Below are 16,387 nucleotides of genomic sequence, written 5' to 3' on the forward strand. Positions count from 1 at the left end.
GAGAGGCCGATGTCCATACTTGACAAACACGGCGTCATCGAACGCAACGCCACGCTGCTTCTGGTCGGCTCCCTGCTGGTCGTCTCCATCGGCGGCATCGTGGAAATCGCGCCGCTCTTTTATCTCGAAAACACCATCGAGAAGGTGGAGGGCATGCGACCCTATACGCCACTGGAACTGGCCGGGCGCAACATCTACATCCGCGAGGGATGTTACGTCTGCCACAGCCAGATGATCCGGCCGTTCCGCGACGAGGTAGAGCGTTACGGGCATTACAGCCTGGCGGCGGAATCCATGTATGACCACCCGTTCCAGTGGGGTTCCAAGCGCACGGGGCCAGACCTCGCGCGTGTCGGCGATCGTTATTCGAACGAATGGCACGTGCAGCATCTGGCCGATCCGCGCTCGGTCGTGCCGGAATCGATCATGCCGTCCTATGCGTTCCTGAAGACCACGTCGCTGAAGATCACCGATGTTTCGATGGAGCTGAAGGCCAACCGTGCCGTCGGCGTACCCTATAGCGACGAGATGATCGAGAAATCCGCAGCCGATCTGGCCGCCCAGGCGGACCCGAATGCGGATTCGGCGGAACTTCTGGCGCGTTATCCCAAGGCCAAGGTGGGTGATTTCGACGGCGATCCGGCCAAGCTTACCGAAATGGATGCTCTGGTCGCCTATCTGCAGATGCTCGGTACGCTGGTCGATTTCTCGACCTATGACGATGCCGCCGGATACCGGTGAGGAGGCAAAACGATGGAAACCTACACGGCCATGCGCCACTTCGCCGACAGCTGGGGCCTGCTTGCCATGACCCTGTTCTTCGCCGGCGTCGTCGTTTTTACCCTTCGCCCCGGCTCGAAAAAGGCCGCGGACGATGCCGCCAGCATTCCGCTTAGGGAGGACTAAGATATGTCCGAAAAACACATTGATGACATCAGCGGCGTCGAAACCACCGGCCATGAATGGGACGGTATCCGGGAGCTGAACAATCCCATGCCGCGCTGGTGGGTCTGGACCTTTTATTTCACGATCCTCTGGGCGATCGGCTATACCATCGCCTATCCGGCTTACCCGCTGATATCAGGCGCAACGAAAGGGTTGCTCGGCTGGAGCAGCCGTGGCGAAATCGCAGCCGAAATTGCCGATGCGAAACAGGCGCAGAGCGTCTATGTCGACAAGATTGCGAACTCGTCGCTCGCCGAAATTCAGGCCGATCCGACCCTGATGCAATTTGCGCTTTCCGGCGGTGCTGCCGCTTTCAAGGTCAATTGCATTCAGTGTCACGGTTCGGGAGCGGAAGGCGGGCAGGGTTATCCCAACCTCAACGATGATGACTGGATGTGGGGCGGCAGCGTCGACGACATCTATACGACGGTGAAGCACGGCATCCGTTTTGCCGATGATCCTGATACGCGCGCTTCGGAAATGCCGGCCTTCGGCGATATCCTCCAGTCGAACGAAATCCGCGAGGTCGCCGCCTATGTCGTCAGCCTTACCGGTACGCCATCCAACCCGGCGCTGGTGGAGCCAGGCAAGCAGCTCTTTGCCGACAATTGCGCCTCGTGCCACGGCGAAGACGCCAAGGGTAATCGCGAATTCGGTGCGCCCAATCTCGCCGACGCGATCTGGCTGAAGTCGCATGGGGAGGAGGGGATCGTCTCGCAGATCCGTTCGCCGAAGCATGGCGTCATGCCCGCCTGGGGTGAGCGTCTCGGTGATACGACCGTCAAGCAACTGGCGATCTTCGTACATTCGCTTGGTGGGGGCGAATGAGGCAAGTTGAATGAAAAGAAGGGCGCCGGGAGGCGCCCTTTTTTATTGTTCAGATCAGGCGTTTTCCGCCCGTCCATCCGGATATTCGGCTGGTCCCTTCAACTCGATCTTGTTGCCGAAGGGATCGCGGAAATAGAACGAATGTCCCATCCCTCTCGCGCCGCCGTGAAAGGCTTCCTGTTCTATCGTGACGTGAAATTTCGCCAGATGTGCGCGAAGCGCATCATGGTTCAGAGGACCGGTCGCTATGCAGATGTGATCGACATTACGTCCTCCGGCGATGGGCGGAGCAGCCTTTGTGCCACCGGGGTGCGTGACATCCCACAGCACGATCAAGGCATTTCCGCACCAGACTTGTTCCATCCCGAGAGCAGGGTAAGAGTAACCATCCCTACACCCCAGCACGTTCCGGTAAAAATCGAGCGCCCGCGTCATGTCGTCGACGATGAAAACGATATGATCGATACCGACCAACGAAAAAGGCGGCGTTGTCAAAGTCATGGCGGGCTCCTGCCGATCAGTTTTTCGACCAGACGGCCAGTTCGTATCCATCCGGATCGGTGAAATGAAAACGCCGGCCGCCGGGAAAGGCGAAGATCGCGAGGCTGATCTGTCCGCCGGCGGCTTCGACGCGCCGCTGCACATCTTCGATATCGGCGGCGTAGAGAATAACGAGCGGTCCGCCCTTGGCTGAAACCGGCGCGGTGGTGGTAAAGCCGCCCGTCAGGCGGCCATCGGAAAACTCGCAATATTGTGGGCCGTAATCCTTGAAGGACCAGCCGAATGCGCCGCCGTAAAATTCCTTGCTGCGCTCGATATCGGCGACGTTGAATTCGACATAGTCGATGCGTCGGTCATTGGTATTCTCTGTCATCATTTACTCCATCAATCCGCTTCAAGCAGCGATTTCAGCGTTTCGAGATCGGCCGTGATCGCCTTGGCGTCCTCTTCGAAATCCTCGTCCGTCATGCCGTCAAGCCGAAGCAGCGTGAAGCTCACTTCCGCGCCGCTGCCATTCGGCGTTACCCGAAGCGCGTTATAGACCTTCAGCCCGTCAGGCAATGTGACGACATGGTCTATGACGCCGAATTCGTTGGTGGGGGCGAAATTGACGCGCACTTCGCCGAGCGGGCCGCCATCGGCGATCCAGTCGTTGCCATCCGGCTTCAGCCCGCCGCCAAGACCCGCCGCCCATCGCGGCATGTTCCGCGGGTCTGAGGCGAAACCATAGACCTGGGCCCATGGCTTTTCGACTGACAGGTGAATGATTCTCGACTGCATGACAGGCATCTCGTCCTCCCTCTGCGGCGCATGCCTCCGGCTGCGCCACTTTGTCGTCACTTGATGTAAGTCAAGGATGTTTCCCCGGGGAGATGGGAGAAAGCAAGGAGATAAAAATGGACTCCTATCATGAACATCTATCGCGCCGGACAGGATCGCCCGCAACAGCCCGTCGAAAGGCTGGAGGCGGAAGCCGTCAATTCCGCAAAAACGCGCAAACCGCTTTACGAAGCGCGCAAGAAGATTTTTCCGAAGCGCGCCGAGGGCAGGTTCCGGCGGTTCAAATGGCTGGTGATGCTGGTGACGCTCGGCATCTATTATCTGACGCCTTTCCTGCGCTGGGACCGCGGTCCCTATGCGCCCGATCAGGCGGTATTGATCGATATCGCCAACCGCCGCTTTTATTTCTTCTTCATCGAAATCTGGCCGCAGGAGTTCTTTTTTGTTGCCGGCCTGCTGGTCATGGCGGGACTGGGGCTGTTTCTCGTCACATCAGCAGTCGGGCGCGCATGGTGCGGTTACACCTGTCCGCAGACCGTCTGGGTCGACCTGTTTCTGGTGGTCGAACGGGCGATCGAGGGCGACAGGAACGCCCGCATGAAACTGGATGCGGCGCCCTTCACATTTGGCAAATTGCGCAAGCGGGTGCTGAAACATGCGATCTGGCTGGTGATCGGCGTTCTGACCGGCGGCGCCTGGATTTTCTATTTTGCCGATGCGCCGACGCTGGCGATGCAGTTCATGACCGGGCAGGCGCCGATGATCGCCTACTCGACCGTCGCCACGCTGACCGCCACCACCTATGTCTTCGGCGGGCTGATGCGGGAACAGGTGTGCACCTATATGTGTCCCTGGCCGCGCATCCAGGCGGCGATGCTGGATGAGAATTCGCTTGTCGTCACCTATAATGACTGGCGCGGCGAACCGCGCTCGCGGCACGCCAAGAAGGCTGCGGCAGCTGGGGAGAGCATCGGCGATTGTGTCGATTGCAACGCCTGCGTCGCGGTCTGTCCCATGGGCATCGACATCAGGGACGGGCAGCAGTTGGAATGCATCACCTGCGCGCTTTGCATCGATGCCTGCGATGGGGTGATGGACAAGATCGGTAAGCCGCGCGGGCTGATCGCCTATGCGACGCTGTCTGAATATCAGTCCAACATGGCGCTGGCGACCGGCAATGGCGAATACGCCATCCGTCCCGCCAATGTGCGTGAGGAGGACGGCAGCTTCAGCAAGCGTATCCGCCACTTCAACTGGCGCATCATCTTCCGGCCGCGCACGCTGCTTTATACGACCATCTGGGCAGCTGTCGGCATCGGCATGCTGTTTGCGCTGGTGACGCGCGAGCGGCTGGCGCTGAATGTCCTGCACGACCGCAATCCGCAATATGTGCTGGAATCGAACGGTTCGATCCGTAACGGCTATACCGTTCGCATTCTCAACATGGTGCCGCAGCCACGCATAATGAGCCTGACGATAGAAGGCCTTCCGAATGCGGCGATGAAGATAAATGGCATGCCGGATACGGCCGCGCGCGCCTTCGAGGTGACGGTGGAGCCGGATGAGGCGACGACGCTGAAGGTCTTCGTCACCCTGCCGGGCAAGGATGTCGCGCGGGCGGCGGAAAATTTCGAATTCATCGTCAGCGATACGGGCGGCCACGAAACGGCCCGTTACGATGCGGTCTTCAATGCTCCGGGAGTGAAAAAATGACAGTGAACAATCGCCAGACATCCGGCTTCGTTTTCACCGGCTGGCACATGCTCGGCGTCATGGTGCTGTTCTTCGGCACCATCATCACCGTCAACATGATCATGGCCTGGAATGCGGTCAACAGCTGGAGCGGGCTCGTCGTGCCCAATACCTATGTGGCCAGCCAGCAGTTCAATGCCAAGGCGGAAGCCGCCAAGGCTAGGGCTGCAACCGGCATCAAGGGCAGGCTGGTGGTCGATGAAAAGACCGTGCGTTACGAGGTTTTCCATCCGGATAAAGGCCCCGTCGATACGGATACGGTGACGGCCCATTTTCGCCGGCCTGTCGGTGAAAGCCAGAATTTCGACATGGAACTGACCCCGGCCGCCACCGGCGTCTTCACCGGCGCGCATGACATGCTGCCGGGGCAATGGATCGTCGAGGTTACGGCTGTCAAGGACGGCCGGATCATCGTGCATGAGGGAACGCGGATCGCCGTTATCAGGGGACGTAAATGAGCTGCTGTGCACCGGGAACGGAAGGCTCGCTTCAACTCGGCGAGCCGGTCAATCCACCATCGTCAGAGGAATTGCTGCTGGCGAGCCGCGATCTGGGGCAGGGGCTGCGGCAAACCGATCTCAGCGTGCCGGGTGTCTATTGCGGCGCCTGCATCACCACCATCGAGACAGCGCTTGCCCGGCTGCGCCAAGTGGAGCGGGCGCGGGTGAACCTGTCGTCCAAACGTGTGGCGGTTGTCTGGAAAGAAGAGGTCGATGGCGTCAGGACCGATCCCGCCGACATCGCCCGTGCAATCCTGTCGACGGGATACCACACACATCTTTTCGCCAGCGGGCAGGATGCTTCGGACGCGTTGCGCTCGCAGCTGATAAGGGCGGTGGCGCTGTGCGGCTTTGCCTCCGCCAATATCATGCTTTTGTCGGTCTCGGTCTGGTCGGGGGCGGATGCGGCGACGCGCGACATGTTCCACTGGATTTCGGCGATGATCGCCGCGCCGGCGCTGATCTATGGCGGGCGTTTCTTCTATCAATCGGCCTGGAACGCGCTGAAACACGGCCGCACCAATATGGATGTGCCGATCGCGCTTGCCATCACGCTCTCCTATGCCGTTTCCTTGTGGGAGACGATCCATCACGGCGAACATGCCTGGTTCGACGCGACCGTATCGCTGCTGTTCTTCCTGCTGATCGGCCGCACGCTGGACCATATCATGCGCGACAAGGCGCGCTCAGCCATTGCCGGACTGGCCCGGCTGTCACCGCGCGGCGCGACCGTCATCGGTGAGGATGGAACGCGGGAATACCGCCAGCTTGCCGATGTCCAACCCGGAATGTCGATATCAATTGCGGTCGGGGACCGTGTGGCGGTGGATGCCGTGGTCGTCTCCGGCAGCAGCGATCTCGATATGTCCATCGTTAATGGTGAAAGCGCACCGCGTCGCGTTACGGCAGGCGACAGCCTGCAGGCCGGCACGCTCAACCTCACCGGTTCGCTGACCGCCCGGGTAACCGCCTCGGCCAGGGATTCCTTCCTGTCGGAAGTGATCGGGTTGATGGAGGCGGCGGAAGGCGGGCGGGCGCGTTACCGCCGTATCGCCGACCGGGCCGCAAGCTATTATTCACCCGTGGTGCATCTTCTTGCGCTGGTGACGTTTCTCGGCTGGGGCATTTTCGGCGGCGACTGGAAACAGGCGATGCTGATCGCAATCGCGGTTCTCATCATCACCTGCCCCTGTGCACTTGGCCTTGCCGTTCCCGTCGTGCAGGTGGTGGCCGCTGGAAGGCTTTTCCGGCACGGCATCATGGTCAAGGAAGGCTCGGCCATGGAGCGACTGGCCGAAATCGACACCGTGCTGTTCGACAAGACCGGCACCCTGACCGTTGGTAAACCCCGACTTGTCGAAACCGGCGACGTGAAGCCCGCCACGATGGCGATTGCGGCGGGCCTCGCCGCCCATTCTCGCCATCCTCTCTCGAAAGCCCTGCATGCCGCCTATAATGGTGCCTTGCCGGCCTATGAGACGGTGCGGGAAATTCCGGGCTCGGGTGTCGAGGCGGAGACGGAAGCCGGCACTTACCGGCTCGGCAATCGCCGTTTCGCTTGCCCGGATGAGGCACGGACCGACAATGGCGATGCGCGCTCGGAAGTGGTGCTGTCCCTCGCTGGCCATCACCTGGCGAGCTTCGGCTTCGAGGATAATCCACGCGCAGGTGCGGTGGCGGCATTGCGCAACCTGTCTGCGCGGGGCCTTGTGCAGGAAATCGTTTCGGGTGATCGGGCCGCCGCCGTCAGCGCCATGGCGCAGCGGCTGGGGATCGGCAACTGGCGTGCGGACCTTTCGCCTAAGGACAAGGCGGCGCGCTGCACGGAGCTTGCCGGTGAGGGTCGCAGGGTGCTGATGGTGGGAGACGGCATCAACGACGCGCCGGCGCTTGCCGCAGCACATGTGTCCATGGCGCCCGCTACCGCCGCCGATATCGGCCGGCAGGCCGCCGATTTCGTGTTCATGCAGGAGGATCTCGATGCCGTGCCTTTTGCGATCGAGACGTCGCAGCGGGCCGGAAGGCTCATCCGGCAGAACTTCGTCCTTGCGATCGGCTATAATATCATCGCCGTGCCGATTGCGATCGCCGGTTATGCAACGCCGATGATCGCGGCCATCGCCATGTCGACATCGTCACTGATCGTCGTTGCCAATGCACTGCGCCTTGCCGGTGCGGCTGAAACCACCCGTCCCCGGAACGAGGTAAAAACAGGATTTGCGGGCGAGGGGGCGCAACTGGCATGAACATGCTGATCTATCTCATTCCCGTCGCGCTGTTTCTGGGTGCGCTCGGGCTTTTCGCCTTCCTCTGGTCGGTTCGATCAGGGCAGTATGACGATATGGACGGGGCCGCCTGGCGGGTAATCGACGATGGTGATGACCGGCCACGACCCTCTTGAAGGGGCAGCAAAAGGTCAGTTTTGAACTGGCCTTGACCTGTCGCAAATATGCAAAGCTGATTTGCGTCATCAAAATTTAATCGTTTCAGTCGCGCCTAGCCTTGCCGTTTGGTGATTACAGTGCCACAACACGACCACCTAAAAGCAAGATGGAGGCACATCCGTGGAACAGGCAGAAATCGGTTTGATCGGTCTCGGCGTCATGGGCTCGAACCTGGCGTTGAACATCGCGGAAAAGGGCAACAAGATTGCCGTATTCAACCGAACCCCGGAAGTTACACGAAAATTCTACGCTGATGCGGGCGACCTGCAGAGCCAGATCATTCCCTGCGAAACCATCGAGGAATTCGTCGCCGCCATTCGTCCCCCACGTCCGATCATCATCATGATCAAGGCCGGCGATCCCGTCGACCAGCAGATGGAAATCCTGAAACCGCATCTCGCCAACGGCGACATCATGATCGACGCCGGTAATGCCAATTTCCGCGATACGATCCGCCGTTTCGACAATCTGAAGGATAGCGGCCTGACCTTTATCGGCATGGGCGTTTCCGGCGGTGAAGAAGGCGCGCGTCACGGACCGTCGATCATGGTCGGCGGCACCGAAGACAGCTGGAAGCGTGTCGAGAAGGTGCTGACCTCCATTTCCGCCAAGTATAATGACGATCCGTGCGTGGCATGGCTCGGCAATGACGGCGCCGGCCACTTCGTCAAGACCATCCACAACGGTATCGAATATGCCGACATGCAGATGATCGCCGAAATCTACGGCATCCTGCGTGACGGCCTTGGCATGAGCGCCGTCGAAATCGCCGATGTCTTCGCCGAGTGGAACAAGGGCCGCCTGAATTCCTACCTGATCGAAATCACCGAGAAGGTTCTGCGCGCCGCCGATCCAATCACCGGCAAGCCGATGGTCGATCTGATCCTCGACAAGGCCGGTCAGAAGGGCACCGGCAAGTGGTCGGTCATCGAGGCGCAGAACATGGGCGTCGCTGCAACCGCCATCGAAGCGGCCGTGGCTGCCCGTATCCTGTCGTCGCAGAAGGACGAGCGCGAGGCTGCCGAGAAGATCTTCGGCCTGCCGACCCTTGCAGCGGCACCCGCCGACAAAAAAGCCTTCATCGCCGATCTGGAAAGCGCGCTTCTGGCCGCCAAGGTGGGTGCTTACGCGCAGGGCTTCGCCATCATGTCGGCGGCTTCGAAGGAGTTCAACTGGAACCTGCCGATGCCGACGATTGCCCGCATCTGGCGCGCCGGTTGCATCATCCGCTCGGAATTCCTCGATGAGATCACTTCGGCCTTCACCAAGGACCCGCATGTGGCCAACCTCATCGTGACGCCGGCCTTCTCTGCTATCGTCAAGGATACCGACGCGCCGCTGCGCCGTGTGGTTTCCTACGCCGTCCTTTCTGGCCTGCCGGTTTCGGCACTGGCTTCGGCTCTCGGCTACTTCGACGCCTATCGCCGCGGCCGCGGCAGCGCAAACCTCATTCAGGCGCAGCGCGACTTCTTCGGCGCGCATGGTTTCGAACGCACCGACGGTGTGGACAAGCCGCATGGCCCATGGGGCAGCGGCGCCGACATTTTCTGATCGGCTGCAACGATAAACAGCAAAAGGCCCGCGCAAGCGGGCCTTTTTCATTTCGATTACTGGTGCTACTCAGCGGGCGGCGGCGAGGCCGACGATCAGGCCGCTGACGGCATTGATAAGCAGGAACTGGTTGTCGACGCGTACCCAGCGCTGATCACGGCGCGGTTCTGCAAGGCGGTAACGGCGGTAGTCACGGCGGTCCACCATGTTGCGGCGCTCACGGGCTGAGAGGCGCTGGCCGCGATCCCAGCGTTGCTTCTTGACGATGACCTTCTTGGTGGTGACCTGACGCTCGACGGTAACGCCGCGATGGCGATCGTCGTGGCGGCTTTGGGCCTGAGCCATCGGAGCTGCAAGAACGGTGGCTGCCAGAAGAATGGTGACGAACTTTTTCATGGAAGTTTCCTCTCGGGTTTCGATGAGAAGAACTTACGAATAAACGAATGAACGGAAACTGAATTTAAAATTACATTTATGTAATGGTTCTTAACGGTTAGAGGCGAAAGTTAATCTTTTGTTTTGAGGTTTTTTCTGCTTGCTGAGGCAAACGGGCCGCCCGGCGTAACCGGGCGGCCACGCCCTTATCAGACGCGTTCGGCGGATTTTGCCCAGAGGTTGATATCCGCATCCCTGGCGTAACGATCGATTTCCGCAAGCTCTTCAGCCGTGAAATCCGGCTTGTCGAGTGCCTTCACGCAATCCTCGACCTGTTCGACACGGCTTGCGCCGATGAGCGCCGAGGTGATGCGGCCGCCGCGCAGAACCCAGGCAATCGCCATCTGCGCCAGCGTCTGGCCGCGGCGCTCGGCAATGCTGTTGAGGGAGCGGATGTTCTCGACATTGCGCTCGTTGAGGAAAGCCGGGTTGAGCGACTTGCTCTGCGATGCACGGCTGCCATCAGGCACGCCGCCGAGATATTTGGTCGTCAGCATGCCCTGCGCCAGTGGCGAGAAGACGATGGAGCCGATGCCCAGTTCTTCCAGCGTATCAACGAGACCGTCTTCCTCGATCCAGCGGTTGATCATCGAATAGCTGGGCTGGTGGATGATGCAGGGCGTGCCGAGGTCTTTCAGGATCGCGGCGGCCTCACGGGTGCGCTTCGAGTTGTAGGACGAGATGCCGACATAAAGCGCCTTGCCGGAGCGCACGATCTGGTCCAGCGCGCCGCAGGTTTCCTCAAGCGGCGTATTGGGGTCGAAACGGTGGGAGTAGAAGATATCGACGTAATCCAGACCCATGCGCTTCAGGCTCTGGTCGCAGGAGGCAATTACGTATTTGCGGCTGCCCCATTCGCCATAGGGGCCGGGCCACATGTTATAACCGGCCTTGGAGGAGATGATCATCTCGTCGCGATAGCCGGCAAAATCGGTCCTCAGGATTTCGCCGAAGGCGGTTTCGGCGCTGCCGGGCGGCGGGCCGTAATTATTGGCGAGATCGAAATGGGTAATGCCGAGATCGAAGGCACGGCGGCAAATGGCCTGTTTCGTCTGGTGCGGCGTGTCGTTGCCGAAATTGTGCCAGAGCCCCAGCGAAATCGCCGGCAGTTTCAGGCCGGTCTTTCCGCAATGATTATATTTCATGGATGCGTATCGGTTTTCGGCCGGTTGCCAAACCATGGGTCTTCCTCCACTTGCTGATGACTGGCTGCCGGAGAACCCGGCAACCCTTTGAACTGATGAGGGCAGGTGCGAGACCACCTGCCATTCCTGGAGCACGTCCTGCTTAAACGGAATCGCTCGACGTGCTCTACCTTTTCTGTTTTTACGCATTTTCCGGACGTAAAACCGCGCGCACCTTTACTGGAAATGCTCAAAGAGGGATGGTTATGCCTTTCTCCGCATGGTTTCAATGCGAGGATTGGCAGGTATGAAGATCGAAGACGCGGAAATGCGGCTGGCCGCTTCCCGCCTTCGGGGTGAAGATGATACGGCGCGTTTCGCCGGCGGCGAGATCGAAGAGATTATCCGAATAACGCCCGGGCTGATCGGCTTCCAGCATGACGAAGAGTGCGAGGCCTGTTGCCGTGACATCGATCTCGAACTGGCCGTTTTTCAGCGTGTTGACCGAGAAAGTCAGTCCGGCGGGCTGAAGCTCCAGCGACTTGTAGGTATCGCGCACATGGTGGCCTTCGCCGGTCATGCCATTGGAGGCGATGAAGCTCCAGGCAAGGATTGCACCTTCAGGCAGGCTGTCCATGTCGATTTCGGTCAATATTGCAGCCCTGTCCGTCGCGCAGGTGCCGTTTGCGGATTTCAATGGCACGCGGTTGCCGTCCATGGTCAGCGCAACGATGTTCATGTCGATCTCGATGTCTTCCGCCGTGTCGTTGACCATGGAGAAGCTCACCTGTCGTCCATCCTCGGAGGGAATGGCCGAGACCGTGACCGGCTGGAAGAAACGGCGGGCGGCATAGTGCAGCGCCTTCCAGCCGCCGCCATAATCGAGGCTCGACCATGAGGCGACAGGCCAGGTGTCGTTGAGCTGCCAGTAGAGCGTGCCCATGCAATGGGGCTTGAGCGACCGCCAGTAATCGACGGCCGTGCGAATGGCCAGCGCCTGCTGGACCTGGCTCAGATAGACGAAATTTTCGAAATCCTTCGGGAAGCGGAAGTAGCGGAACATGGTGCCGGCGATGCGCTCGTTGCCGCCGACATTCTTCTGGTGCAGCTCGATCACCGGGGAGGCGATGTTCATGTCCTTGTCTTCCGCATAGCTGCGGACGACGGGAATCGACGTATAGGATTGGAAACCGAATTCGGAGCAGAAACGCGGCTTGACCGCGCGATAGTTGTCGAACGACTTGTTCTCGTGCCAGACCGACCAGTAATGCATGTCGCCGGAACCATCCGCATGCCATGCGTCGCCATAATCGAGATAACCCGAGGCTGGGCTTGAAGGCCACCAAAGTGCTTCGGGGGCGGCTTTTTTCAGCGCCCTTTCGATGGTGCGGTTCAGGCGGTCATATGCGACGAGATAACGGTCGCGATTGTTGCGGGATTCGTCGAACCAGGTCAGCGCGCCCACCAACTCGTTGTCGCCGCACCAGAGCGCTATCGACGGGTGCGAGGAGAGGCGTTTCACCTGATAGTCGACCTCGTGTTCGACATTGTCGAGAAAGTCCTCGCTGCAGGGATAGAGATTGCAGGCGAACATGAAATCCTGCCAGACCAGCAGGCCGAGACGGTCGCAGAGATCGTAGAACCAGTCTTCCTCATAAAATCCGCCGCCCCAGACACGGATCATGTTCATATTGGCCTCGACCGCGGAGCAGAGAAGGTCTTCGGTCTTTTCCCGGCTGGTCAGCGAATAGAGTGCATCTGCTGGAATCCAGTTGGCGCCGCGGCTGAAGATTTCCCGGCCATTGATGCGGAAAGCGAAGCGGCTGCCCGCTTCATCCTTATCCGTCAGAAGCTCGATGGTCCTGAAGCCGATCTGGCGGGTAACGGTCTCGTCAGGCAGTTCCACGGTCAGCCTATACAGCGCTTGTTCACCACTGCCGGCCGGCCACCAGAGTTCCGGATTTTCCACGAAGAAGACGTGGCGGACCACCGTTTCGCCCGCACTGACGCCGCAATCAAGCCGCAGCCTTTCATCGTTGAGGGAGAGGTAGACCGGCAGGCTTGCCGGACCTTCGGCAAACAGCGTGATGGCCACATGCAGCTCAACCCCGCCTTCGACGTGGTGCTGCGAGGTGACGACATGCTCGATGCGGGCCGTATCGAGGCGCTTCAGCAGGATTTTGCCGTAAAGACCGAGTGGCGCGATGGCGATGTTCCAGTCCCAGCCGAAATGGCATTGCGGCTTGCGCAGCATGTTGCCATTGGCGATCGGCGAATTGCCGGGGTGATAGGGAATATAAAAGGGCTGCCGCGCCTGCCGCTCTGCACCGGCCGCGATGTTGGAATGGAAATGGATACGGATGGTGTTCTCACCGGGCCGCACGGCGCGCGAAATATCGGGGCGGTAACGGCGGAAGCAATTGTCGGCGCTCAGGACCGGGACATCGTTGACGAAGACGATGGCGACGGTGTCGAGGTAATCGATATCGAGATACCAGCTGGCATCCGCCTCATCGAGGATGAATGTGCGCTCAATGATCCAGTCCTGCTGCGCCACCCATTGCACCGCGTTTTCATTGGCACCGTGGTAGGGATCGGGAATGATGCCGGCATTTTTGAGCGCGGTATGAATATCTCCCGGAACGGAAAGCTCGGTCGCATGGTCTCCTTCCACCGAACTCAGGCGCCAGAGCCCGGCCAGATCGATGGTGGTTTCGGGCGTGGAGGAAGAGATCATGATCGGACCCTGCATAATATGAATTCAACGAAGACGGCCCGGCATTATGAAGCAGGCTTGTGTCGGAATCTGGGGGAACTGGATGCCGGCAAAACGGCTTTTGCCGGTTCGCTCAGCTTCACGATCTTCTCCCTTCGGCAACGTTACCGTAAAACAAACGTGCCGTCATGCCCTTGATTGCTGACTTGCGGGGTTAAAAGTGTCCGTCATCAGCGCCGCACGGTCAAGAAGGGGTCTTGTTTTAAACGTATGATATTTTTGATATATATATCAATTAATTGCGTTTATTTTTTAATTCGAAAAATTAATTTTGGTATGTTCCGAATGCCTGGGTTTCGTGGCTGCAGGAGCGTTCTTCTGGGCGGATTTATTTTCTGCACCTGCATCGTTATAGCTGAATTGAGGCATGACAGGATGAGGCCGAACCACGAGAGGGGACGTTTGCCTTTGCAACAGCGCAAAAGCTATCTATGATTATCGTTCGGTAAAGCGTGGCGAAATGACATGAACGATACTGGTAAATCCGGCGGGGGCGAAGCACCCGCGACGACAGGCGAGCGTCCGACCTTGAAGACCATCGCCTATATGACGGGTCTTGGCATCACCACCGTTTCGCGTGCGTTGAAGGATGCGCCTGATATCGGCGCCGAGACCAAGGAGCGCGTGCGGCTGATCGCCCGGCAGATCGGCTACCAGCCGAACCGCGCTGGCGTGCGGCTTCGCACCGGCAAGACCAATGTCATAGCACTGGTGCTGAGTGTCGACGAAGAACTGATGGGTTTCACCAGCCAGATGGTGTTCGGCATCACCGAGGTTCTATCCACCACGCAATATCACCTCGTCGTTACGCCGCATATCCACGCCAAGGATTCCATGGTGCCGATCCGCTACATTCTCGAGACCGGCTCGGCGGATGGGGTCATCATTTCGAAGATCGAGCCGAACGATCCGCGCGTGCGTTTCATGACGGAGCGCAACATGCCCTTCGTCACCCATGGGCGTTCGGATATGGGCATCGAACATGCCTTTCACGATTTCGACAATGAGGCCTATGCCTATGAGGCAGTTGAGCGGCTGGCGCAGTGCGGGCGCAAGAGGATCGCCGTCATCGTGCCGCCATCGCGGTTTTCATTCCACGACCATGCCCGCAAGGGATTCAACCGGGGGATCAGGGACTTCGGGCTTACCGAATTTCCCATCGATGCCGTCACCATCGAAACGCCGCTTGAGAAAATTCGCGATTTCGGCCAGAGGCTGATGCAATCGGATGACCGCCCCGACGGCATCGTGTCGATCAGCGGCAGCAGCACCATCGCGCTGGTGGCGGGCTTTGAAGCGGCGGGTGTGAAGATCGGCGAGGATATCGATATCGTCTCGAAACAGTCGGCCGAGTTCCTGAACTGGATCAAGCCGCAGATCCATACCGTCAACGAGGATATCAAGCTGGCGGGCAGGGAGCTTGCAAAAGCCCTTCTGGCGCGCATCAACGGCGCTTCGCCGGAAACCCTGCAGAGCGTCAGCGAGCCAGTCTGGTCTTCCATGGCGCCGAAGCCGTAAAGAGTAGCGTCGGAATCGATGCTTTGCACCCGACTGTGTTGCGGGTTGCCACTTACTCGCCGTCATGCCGGCCTCGAGCCGGCATCCAGCCAGCCCAAGTCCTTGGGCTGAAAGGAGTCTCCCCGTCGCGCGGATGAGCGTCGGCTGGATTCCGGCTCAAGGCCGGAATGACGGAAAAGAAGCGTTATCGCTCACGGCTGGGCCAGGCAATCCTTCAGCGAGCCGGCAATGCCGCGCATCAGCTTGAAATAGAGGTCTGGACCGGGCTCCAGCGTGGCCGCTTCCGGATCGAGCGTCGCGGATTTCGCTGCCGTCCCTTCGGTGATGACCGAGATAAGTTTCGGCTCGAATTGCGGCTCGGCGAAGACACAGGTTGCGCCCAGCTGGCGAACCTTTTCCTGCATCTGCTTGACGCGATCTGCGCCGGGCAGGGTCTCGGGGCTGACGGTGATCGACCCCGCCGTCTTCACGCCATAACGATGCTCGAAATATTGATAGGCATCGTGGAAGACGATGAATGGCTTGTCCTTCAGCGGCTTGACCGTTTCAGCCAGTTCCGTGTCGAGCGCATCGAGATCGTCGATCAGTTTTTTGGTGTTGGCCTGATAGGTCGCGGCGTTGCTCGCATCGGCCGCGATCAGCGCGGTTTCGATTGTCTGGGCCATGGCCTTGGCATTGGTGGGATCGAGCCAGAGATGGGTGTCGTATGCGCCGTGGTCATGGTCCTCGTGACCCTCCGCATGGTCGTGTCCATGATCGTGCGCGCCTTCCTCTTCGGCGTGGCCGTTATGCCCGTCATGGCCTTCGTCGCCATGGTCATGTGCTTCAAAGGGGCCGCCTTCGCGGAAGGGCAGCTTTTCCAGGCCCTTGGCGTCTTCCAGTTCCACCACGGTTGCCTTTGTGGCAAGTGCCTCGAGCGGCTTTTCCAGGAAGGCTTCCAGCCCGGGCCCGACCCAGAACACCACATCCGCCTTTTCAAGCTTGCGCGCATTGGATGGACGAAGATTATAGGTATGGGGCGAGGCTGCACCCTCGACGATGAGCTGCGGTTCGCCCACGCCCCGCATGATGGCCGCGACGAGAGAGTGGATGGGCTTGATCGAGACCACGACATCGGGCGCGGCTGTGGCGCCGGAAGCGGCGGCCGCTATTGCCACCGACGCCATGAGCGGGATCAGGATCGATTTCATGAAATGCACTCCACTTGAAGAAGTATAGTTATGTTATTACATT

The 16,387-nt window shown here is 59.5% G+C and carries 16 protein-coding genes; 9 read left to right on the forward strand and 7 right to left on the reverse strand.

From position 1 onward, the window contains the following. Positions 1-9 precede the first annotated feature (9 nt). From ccoO to ccoP, 3 genes are read left to right on the forward strand one after another with little or no spacing between them, the layout of a single operon-like run. Positions 10-741: a cytochrome-c oxidase, cbb3-type subunit II gene (gene ccoO, locus ACQZ5F_RS05725; protein ID WP_046800124.1), complete on the forward strand. Its 732-nt coding sequence runs from the start codon at positions 10-12 to the stop codon at positions 739-741. 12 nt (positions 742-753) lie between these two features. Beyond that, positions 754-906: a CcoQ/FixQ family Cbb3-type cytochrome c oxidase assembly chaperone gene (locus tag ACQZ5F_RS05730; protein WP_006316283.1), complete on the forward strand. Its 153-nt coding sequence runs from the start codon at positions 754-756 to the stop codon at positions 904-906. Positions 907-909: 3 nt separating this feature from the next. After that, a complete protein-coding gene (ccoP, locus tag ACQZ5F_RS05735; RefSeq protein ID WP_046800125.1) occupies positions 910-1,773 on the forward strand; it encodes a cytochrome-c oxidase, cbb3-type subunit III in 864 nt (287 codons plus the stop codon). A 54-nt stretch (positions 1,774-1,827) separates the two neighbouring features. Here ccoP and ACQZ5F_RS05740 read toward each other — a convergent pair whose 3' ends face one another. The 3 genes from ACQZ5F_RS05740 to ACQZ5F_RS05750 are packed head-to-tail and all read right to left on the reverse strand — an operon-like array spanning position 1,828 to position 3,063. Further along, complete coding sequence (locus ACQZ5F_RS05740) at positions 1,828-2,274, reverse strand: VOC family protein (RefSeq protein ID WP_046800126.1); 447 nt, start codon at positions 2,272-2,274, stop codon at positions 1,828-1,830. A gap of 16 nt (positions 2,275-2,290) precedes the next feature. After that, entirely contained in the window at positions 2,291-2,647 is a 357-nt protein-coding gene (locus ACQZ5F_RS05745) for a VOC family protein (protein WP_046800357.1), read from the reverse strand. Positions 2,648-2,658: 11 nt separating this feature from the next. Then, positions 2,659-3,063 carry an SRPBCC family protein gene (locus ACQZ5F_RS05750; RefSeq protein WP_052818414.1) on the reverse strand — a complete coding sequence of 135 codons (405 nt, stop codon included), beginning with the start codon at positions 3,061-3,063 and terminating at the stop codon, positions 2,659-2,661. Between the two features lie 120 nt (positions 3,064-3,183). On the opposite strand from ACQZ5F_RS05750, the gene ccoG reads away from it, so the two are divergent. The 5 genes from ccoG to gndA all read left to right on the forward strand — a co-directional run bounded on the left by ccoG (position 3,184) and on the right by gndA (position 9,301). Next, entirely contained in the window at positions 3,184-4,767 is a 1,584-nt protein-coding gene (gene ccoG / locus ACQZ5F_RS05755; protein ID WP_046800128.1) for a cytochrome c oxidase accessory protein CcoG, read from the forward strand. Next, the gene (locus tag ACQZ5F_RS05760) at positions 4,764-5,264 is read left to right on the forward strand and encodes a FixH family protein (protein ID WP_052818416.1); all 501 of its coding nucleotides are present in this window, start codon (positions 4,764-4,766) and stop codon (positions 5,262-5,264) included. The genes ccoG and ACQZ5F_RS05760 overlap by 4 nt, the downstream gene beginning before the upstream one ends. Beyond that, positions 5,261-7,552, forward strand: coding sequence for a cation-translocating P-type ATPase (locus ACQZ5F_RS05765; protein WP_448731065.1), 2,292 nt, complete (start codon positions 5,261-5,263; stop codon positions 7,550-7,552). The genes ACQZ5F_RS05760 and ACQZ5F_RS05765 overlap by 4 nt, the downstream gene beginning before the upstream one ends. Further along, entirely contained in the window at positions 7,549-7,707 is a 159-nt protein-coding gene (ccoS, locus tag ACQZ5F_RS05770) for a cbb3-type cytochrome oxidase assembly protein CcoS (protein WP_035223387.1), read from the forward strand. Before ACQZ5F_RS05765 ends, ccoS begins: the two co-directional genes overlap by 4 nt. 163 nt (positions 7,708-7,870) lie before the next feature. Further along, positions 7,871-9,301 (forward strand): NADP-dependent phosphogluconate dehydrogenase, encoded by a 1,431-nt coding sequence (gene gndA / locus ACQZ5F_RS05775; RefSeq protein WP_046800130.1) that lies wholly within the window; start codon positions 7,871-7,873, stop codon positions 9,299-9,301. 69 nt (positions 9,302-9,370) lie between these two features. Here gndA and ACQZ5F_RS05780 read toward each other — a convergent pair whose 3' ends face one another. From ACQZ5F_RS05780 to ACQZ5F_RS05790, 3 genes are all read right to left on the reverse strand, one after another. After that, positions 9,371-9,697: an RcnB family protein gene (locus ACQZ5F_RS05780; RefSeq protein WP_046800131.1), complete on the reverse strand. Its 327-nt coding sequence runs from the start codon at positions 9,695-9,697 to the stop codon at positions 9,371-9,373. Between the two features lie 188 nt (positions 9,698-9,885). Beyond that, positions 9,886-10,917, reverse strand: a complete 1,032-nt coding sequence (gene mgrA, locus ACQZ5F_RS05785) for an L-glyceraldehyde 3-phosphate reductase (protein ID WP_225244415.1) — start codon at positions 10,915-10,917, stop codon at positions 9,886-9,888. A gap of 229 nt (positions 10,918-11,146) precedes the next feature. Further along, positions 11,147-13,612 (reverse strand): beta-mannosidase, encoded by a 2,466-nt coding sequence (locus ACQZ5F_RS05790; protein WP_137084246.1) that lies wholly within the window; start codon positions 13,610-13,612, stop codon positions 11,147-11,149. Positions 13,613-14,101: 489 nt separating this feature from the next. Here ACQZ5F_RS05790 and ACQZ5F_RS05795 point away from each other — a divergent pair, with 489 nt between their 5' ends. After that, a complete protein-coding gene (locus tag ACQZ5F_RS05795; RefSeq protein ID WP_225339825.1) occupies positions 14,102-15,154 on the forward strand; it encodes a LacI family transcriptional regulator in 1,053 nt (350 codons plus the stop codon). Positions 15,155-15,345: 191 nt separating this feature from the next. On the opposite strand, the gene znuA is transcribed toward ACQZ5F_RS05795, so the two are convergent. Continuing rightward, positions 15,346-16,344, reverse strand: coding sequence for a zinc ABC transporter substrate-binding protein ZnuA (znuA, locus tag ACQZ5F_RS05800; RefSeq protein WP_225339826.1), 999 nt, complete (start codon positions 16,342-16,344; stop codon positions 15,346-15,348). Between the last annotated feature and the right edge of the window lie 43 nt (positions 16,345-16,387).

The organism is Agrobacterium sp. 22-210-1, from assembly GCF_053522525.1.

Bases quoted from the DNA above. Each gene is read 5' to 3' on its own strand.
- ccoO (WP_046800124.1), top strand. From the start codon at position 10: ATGTCCATACTTGACAAACACGGCGTCATCGAACGCAACGCCACGCTG.
- ACQZ5F_RS05730 (WP_006316283.1), top strand. From the start codon at position 754: ATGGAAACCTACACGGCCATGCGCCACTTCGCCGACAGCTGGGGCCTG.
- ccoP (WP_046800125.1), top strand. From the start codon at position 910: ATGTCCGAAAAACACATTGATGACATCAGCGGCGTCGAAACCACCGGC.
- ACQZ5F_RS05740 (WP_046800126.1), bottom strand. From the start codon at position 2,274: ATGACTTTGACAACGCCGCCTTTTTCGTTGGTCGGTATCGATCATATC.
- ACQZ5F_RS05745 (WP_046800357.1), bottom strand. From the start codon at position 2,647: ATGACAGAGAATACCAATGACCGACGCATCGACTATGTCGAATTCAAC.
- ACQZ5F_RS05750 (WP_052818414.1), bottom strand. From the start codon at position 3,063: ATGCCTGTCATGCAGTCGAGAATCATTCACCTGTCAGTCGAAAAGCCA.
- ccoG (WP_046800128.1), top strand. From the start codon at position 3,184: ATGAACATCTATCGCGCCGGACAGGATCGCCCGCAACAGCCCGTCGAA.
- ACQZ5F_RS05760 (WP_052818416.1), top strand. From the start codon at position 4,764: ATGACAGTGAACAATCGCCAGACATCCGGCTTCGTTTTCACCGGCTGG.
- ACQZ5F_RS05765 (WP_448731065.1), top strand. From the start codon at position 5,261: ATGAGCTGCTGTGCACCGGGAACGGAAGGCTCGCTTCAACTCGGCGAG.
- ccoS (WP_035223387.1), top strand. From the start codon at position 7,549: ATGAACATGCTGATCTATCTCATTCCCGTCGCGCTGTTTCTGGGTGCG.
- ACQZ5F_RS05780 (WP_046800131.1), bottom strand. From the start codon at position 9,697: ATGAAAAAGTTCGTCACCATTCTTCTGGCAGCCACCGTTCTTGCAGCT.
- mgrA (WP_225244415.1), bottom strand. From the start codon at position 10,917: ATGGTTTGGCAACCGGCCGAAAACCGATACGCATCCATGAAATATAAT.
- ACQZ5F_RS05790 (WP_137084246.1), bottom strand. From the start codon at position 13,612: ATGCAGGGTCCGATCATGATCTCTTCCTCCACGCCCGAAACCACCATC.
- ACQZ5F_RS05795 (WP_225339825.1), top strand. From the start codon at position 14,102: ATGAACGATACTGGTAAATCCGGCGGGGGCGAAGCACCCGCGACGACA.
- znuA (WP_225339826.1), bottom strand. From the start codon at position 16,344: ATGAAATCGATCCTGATCCCGCTCATGGCGTCGGTGGCAATAGCGGCC.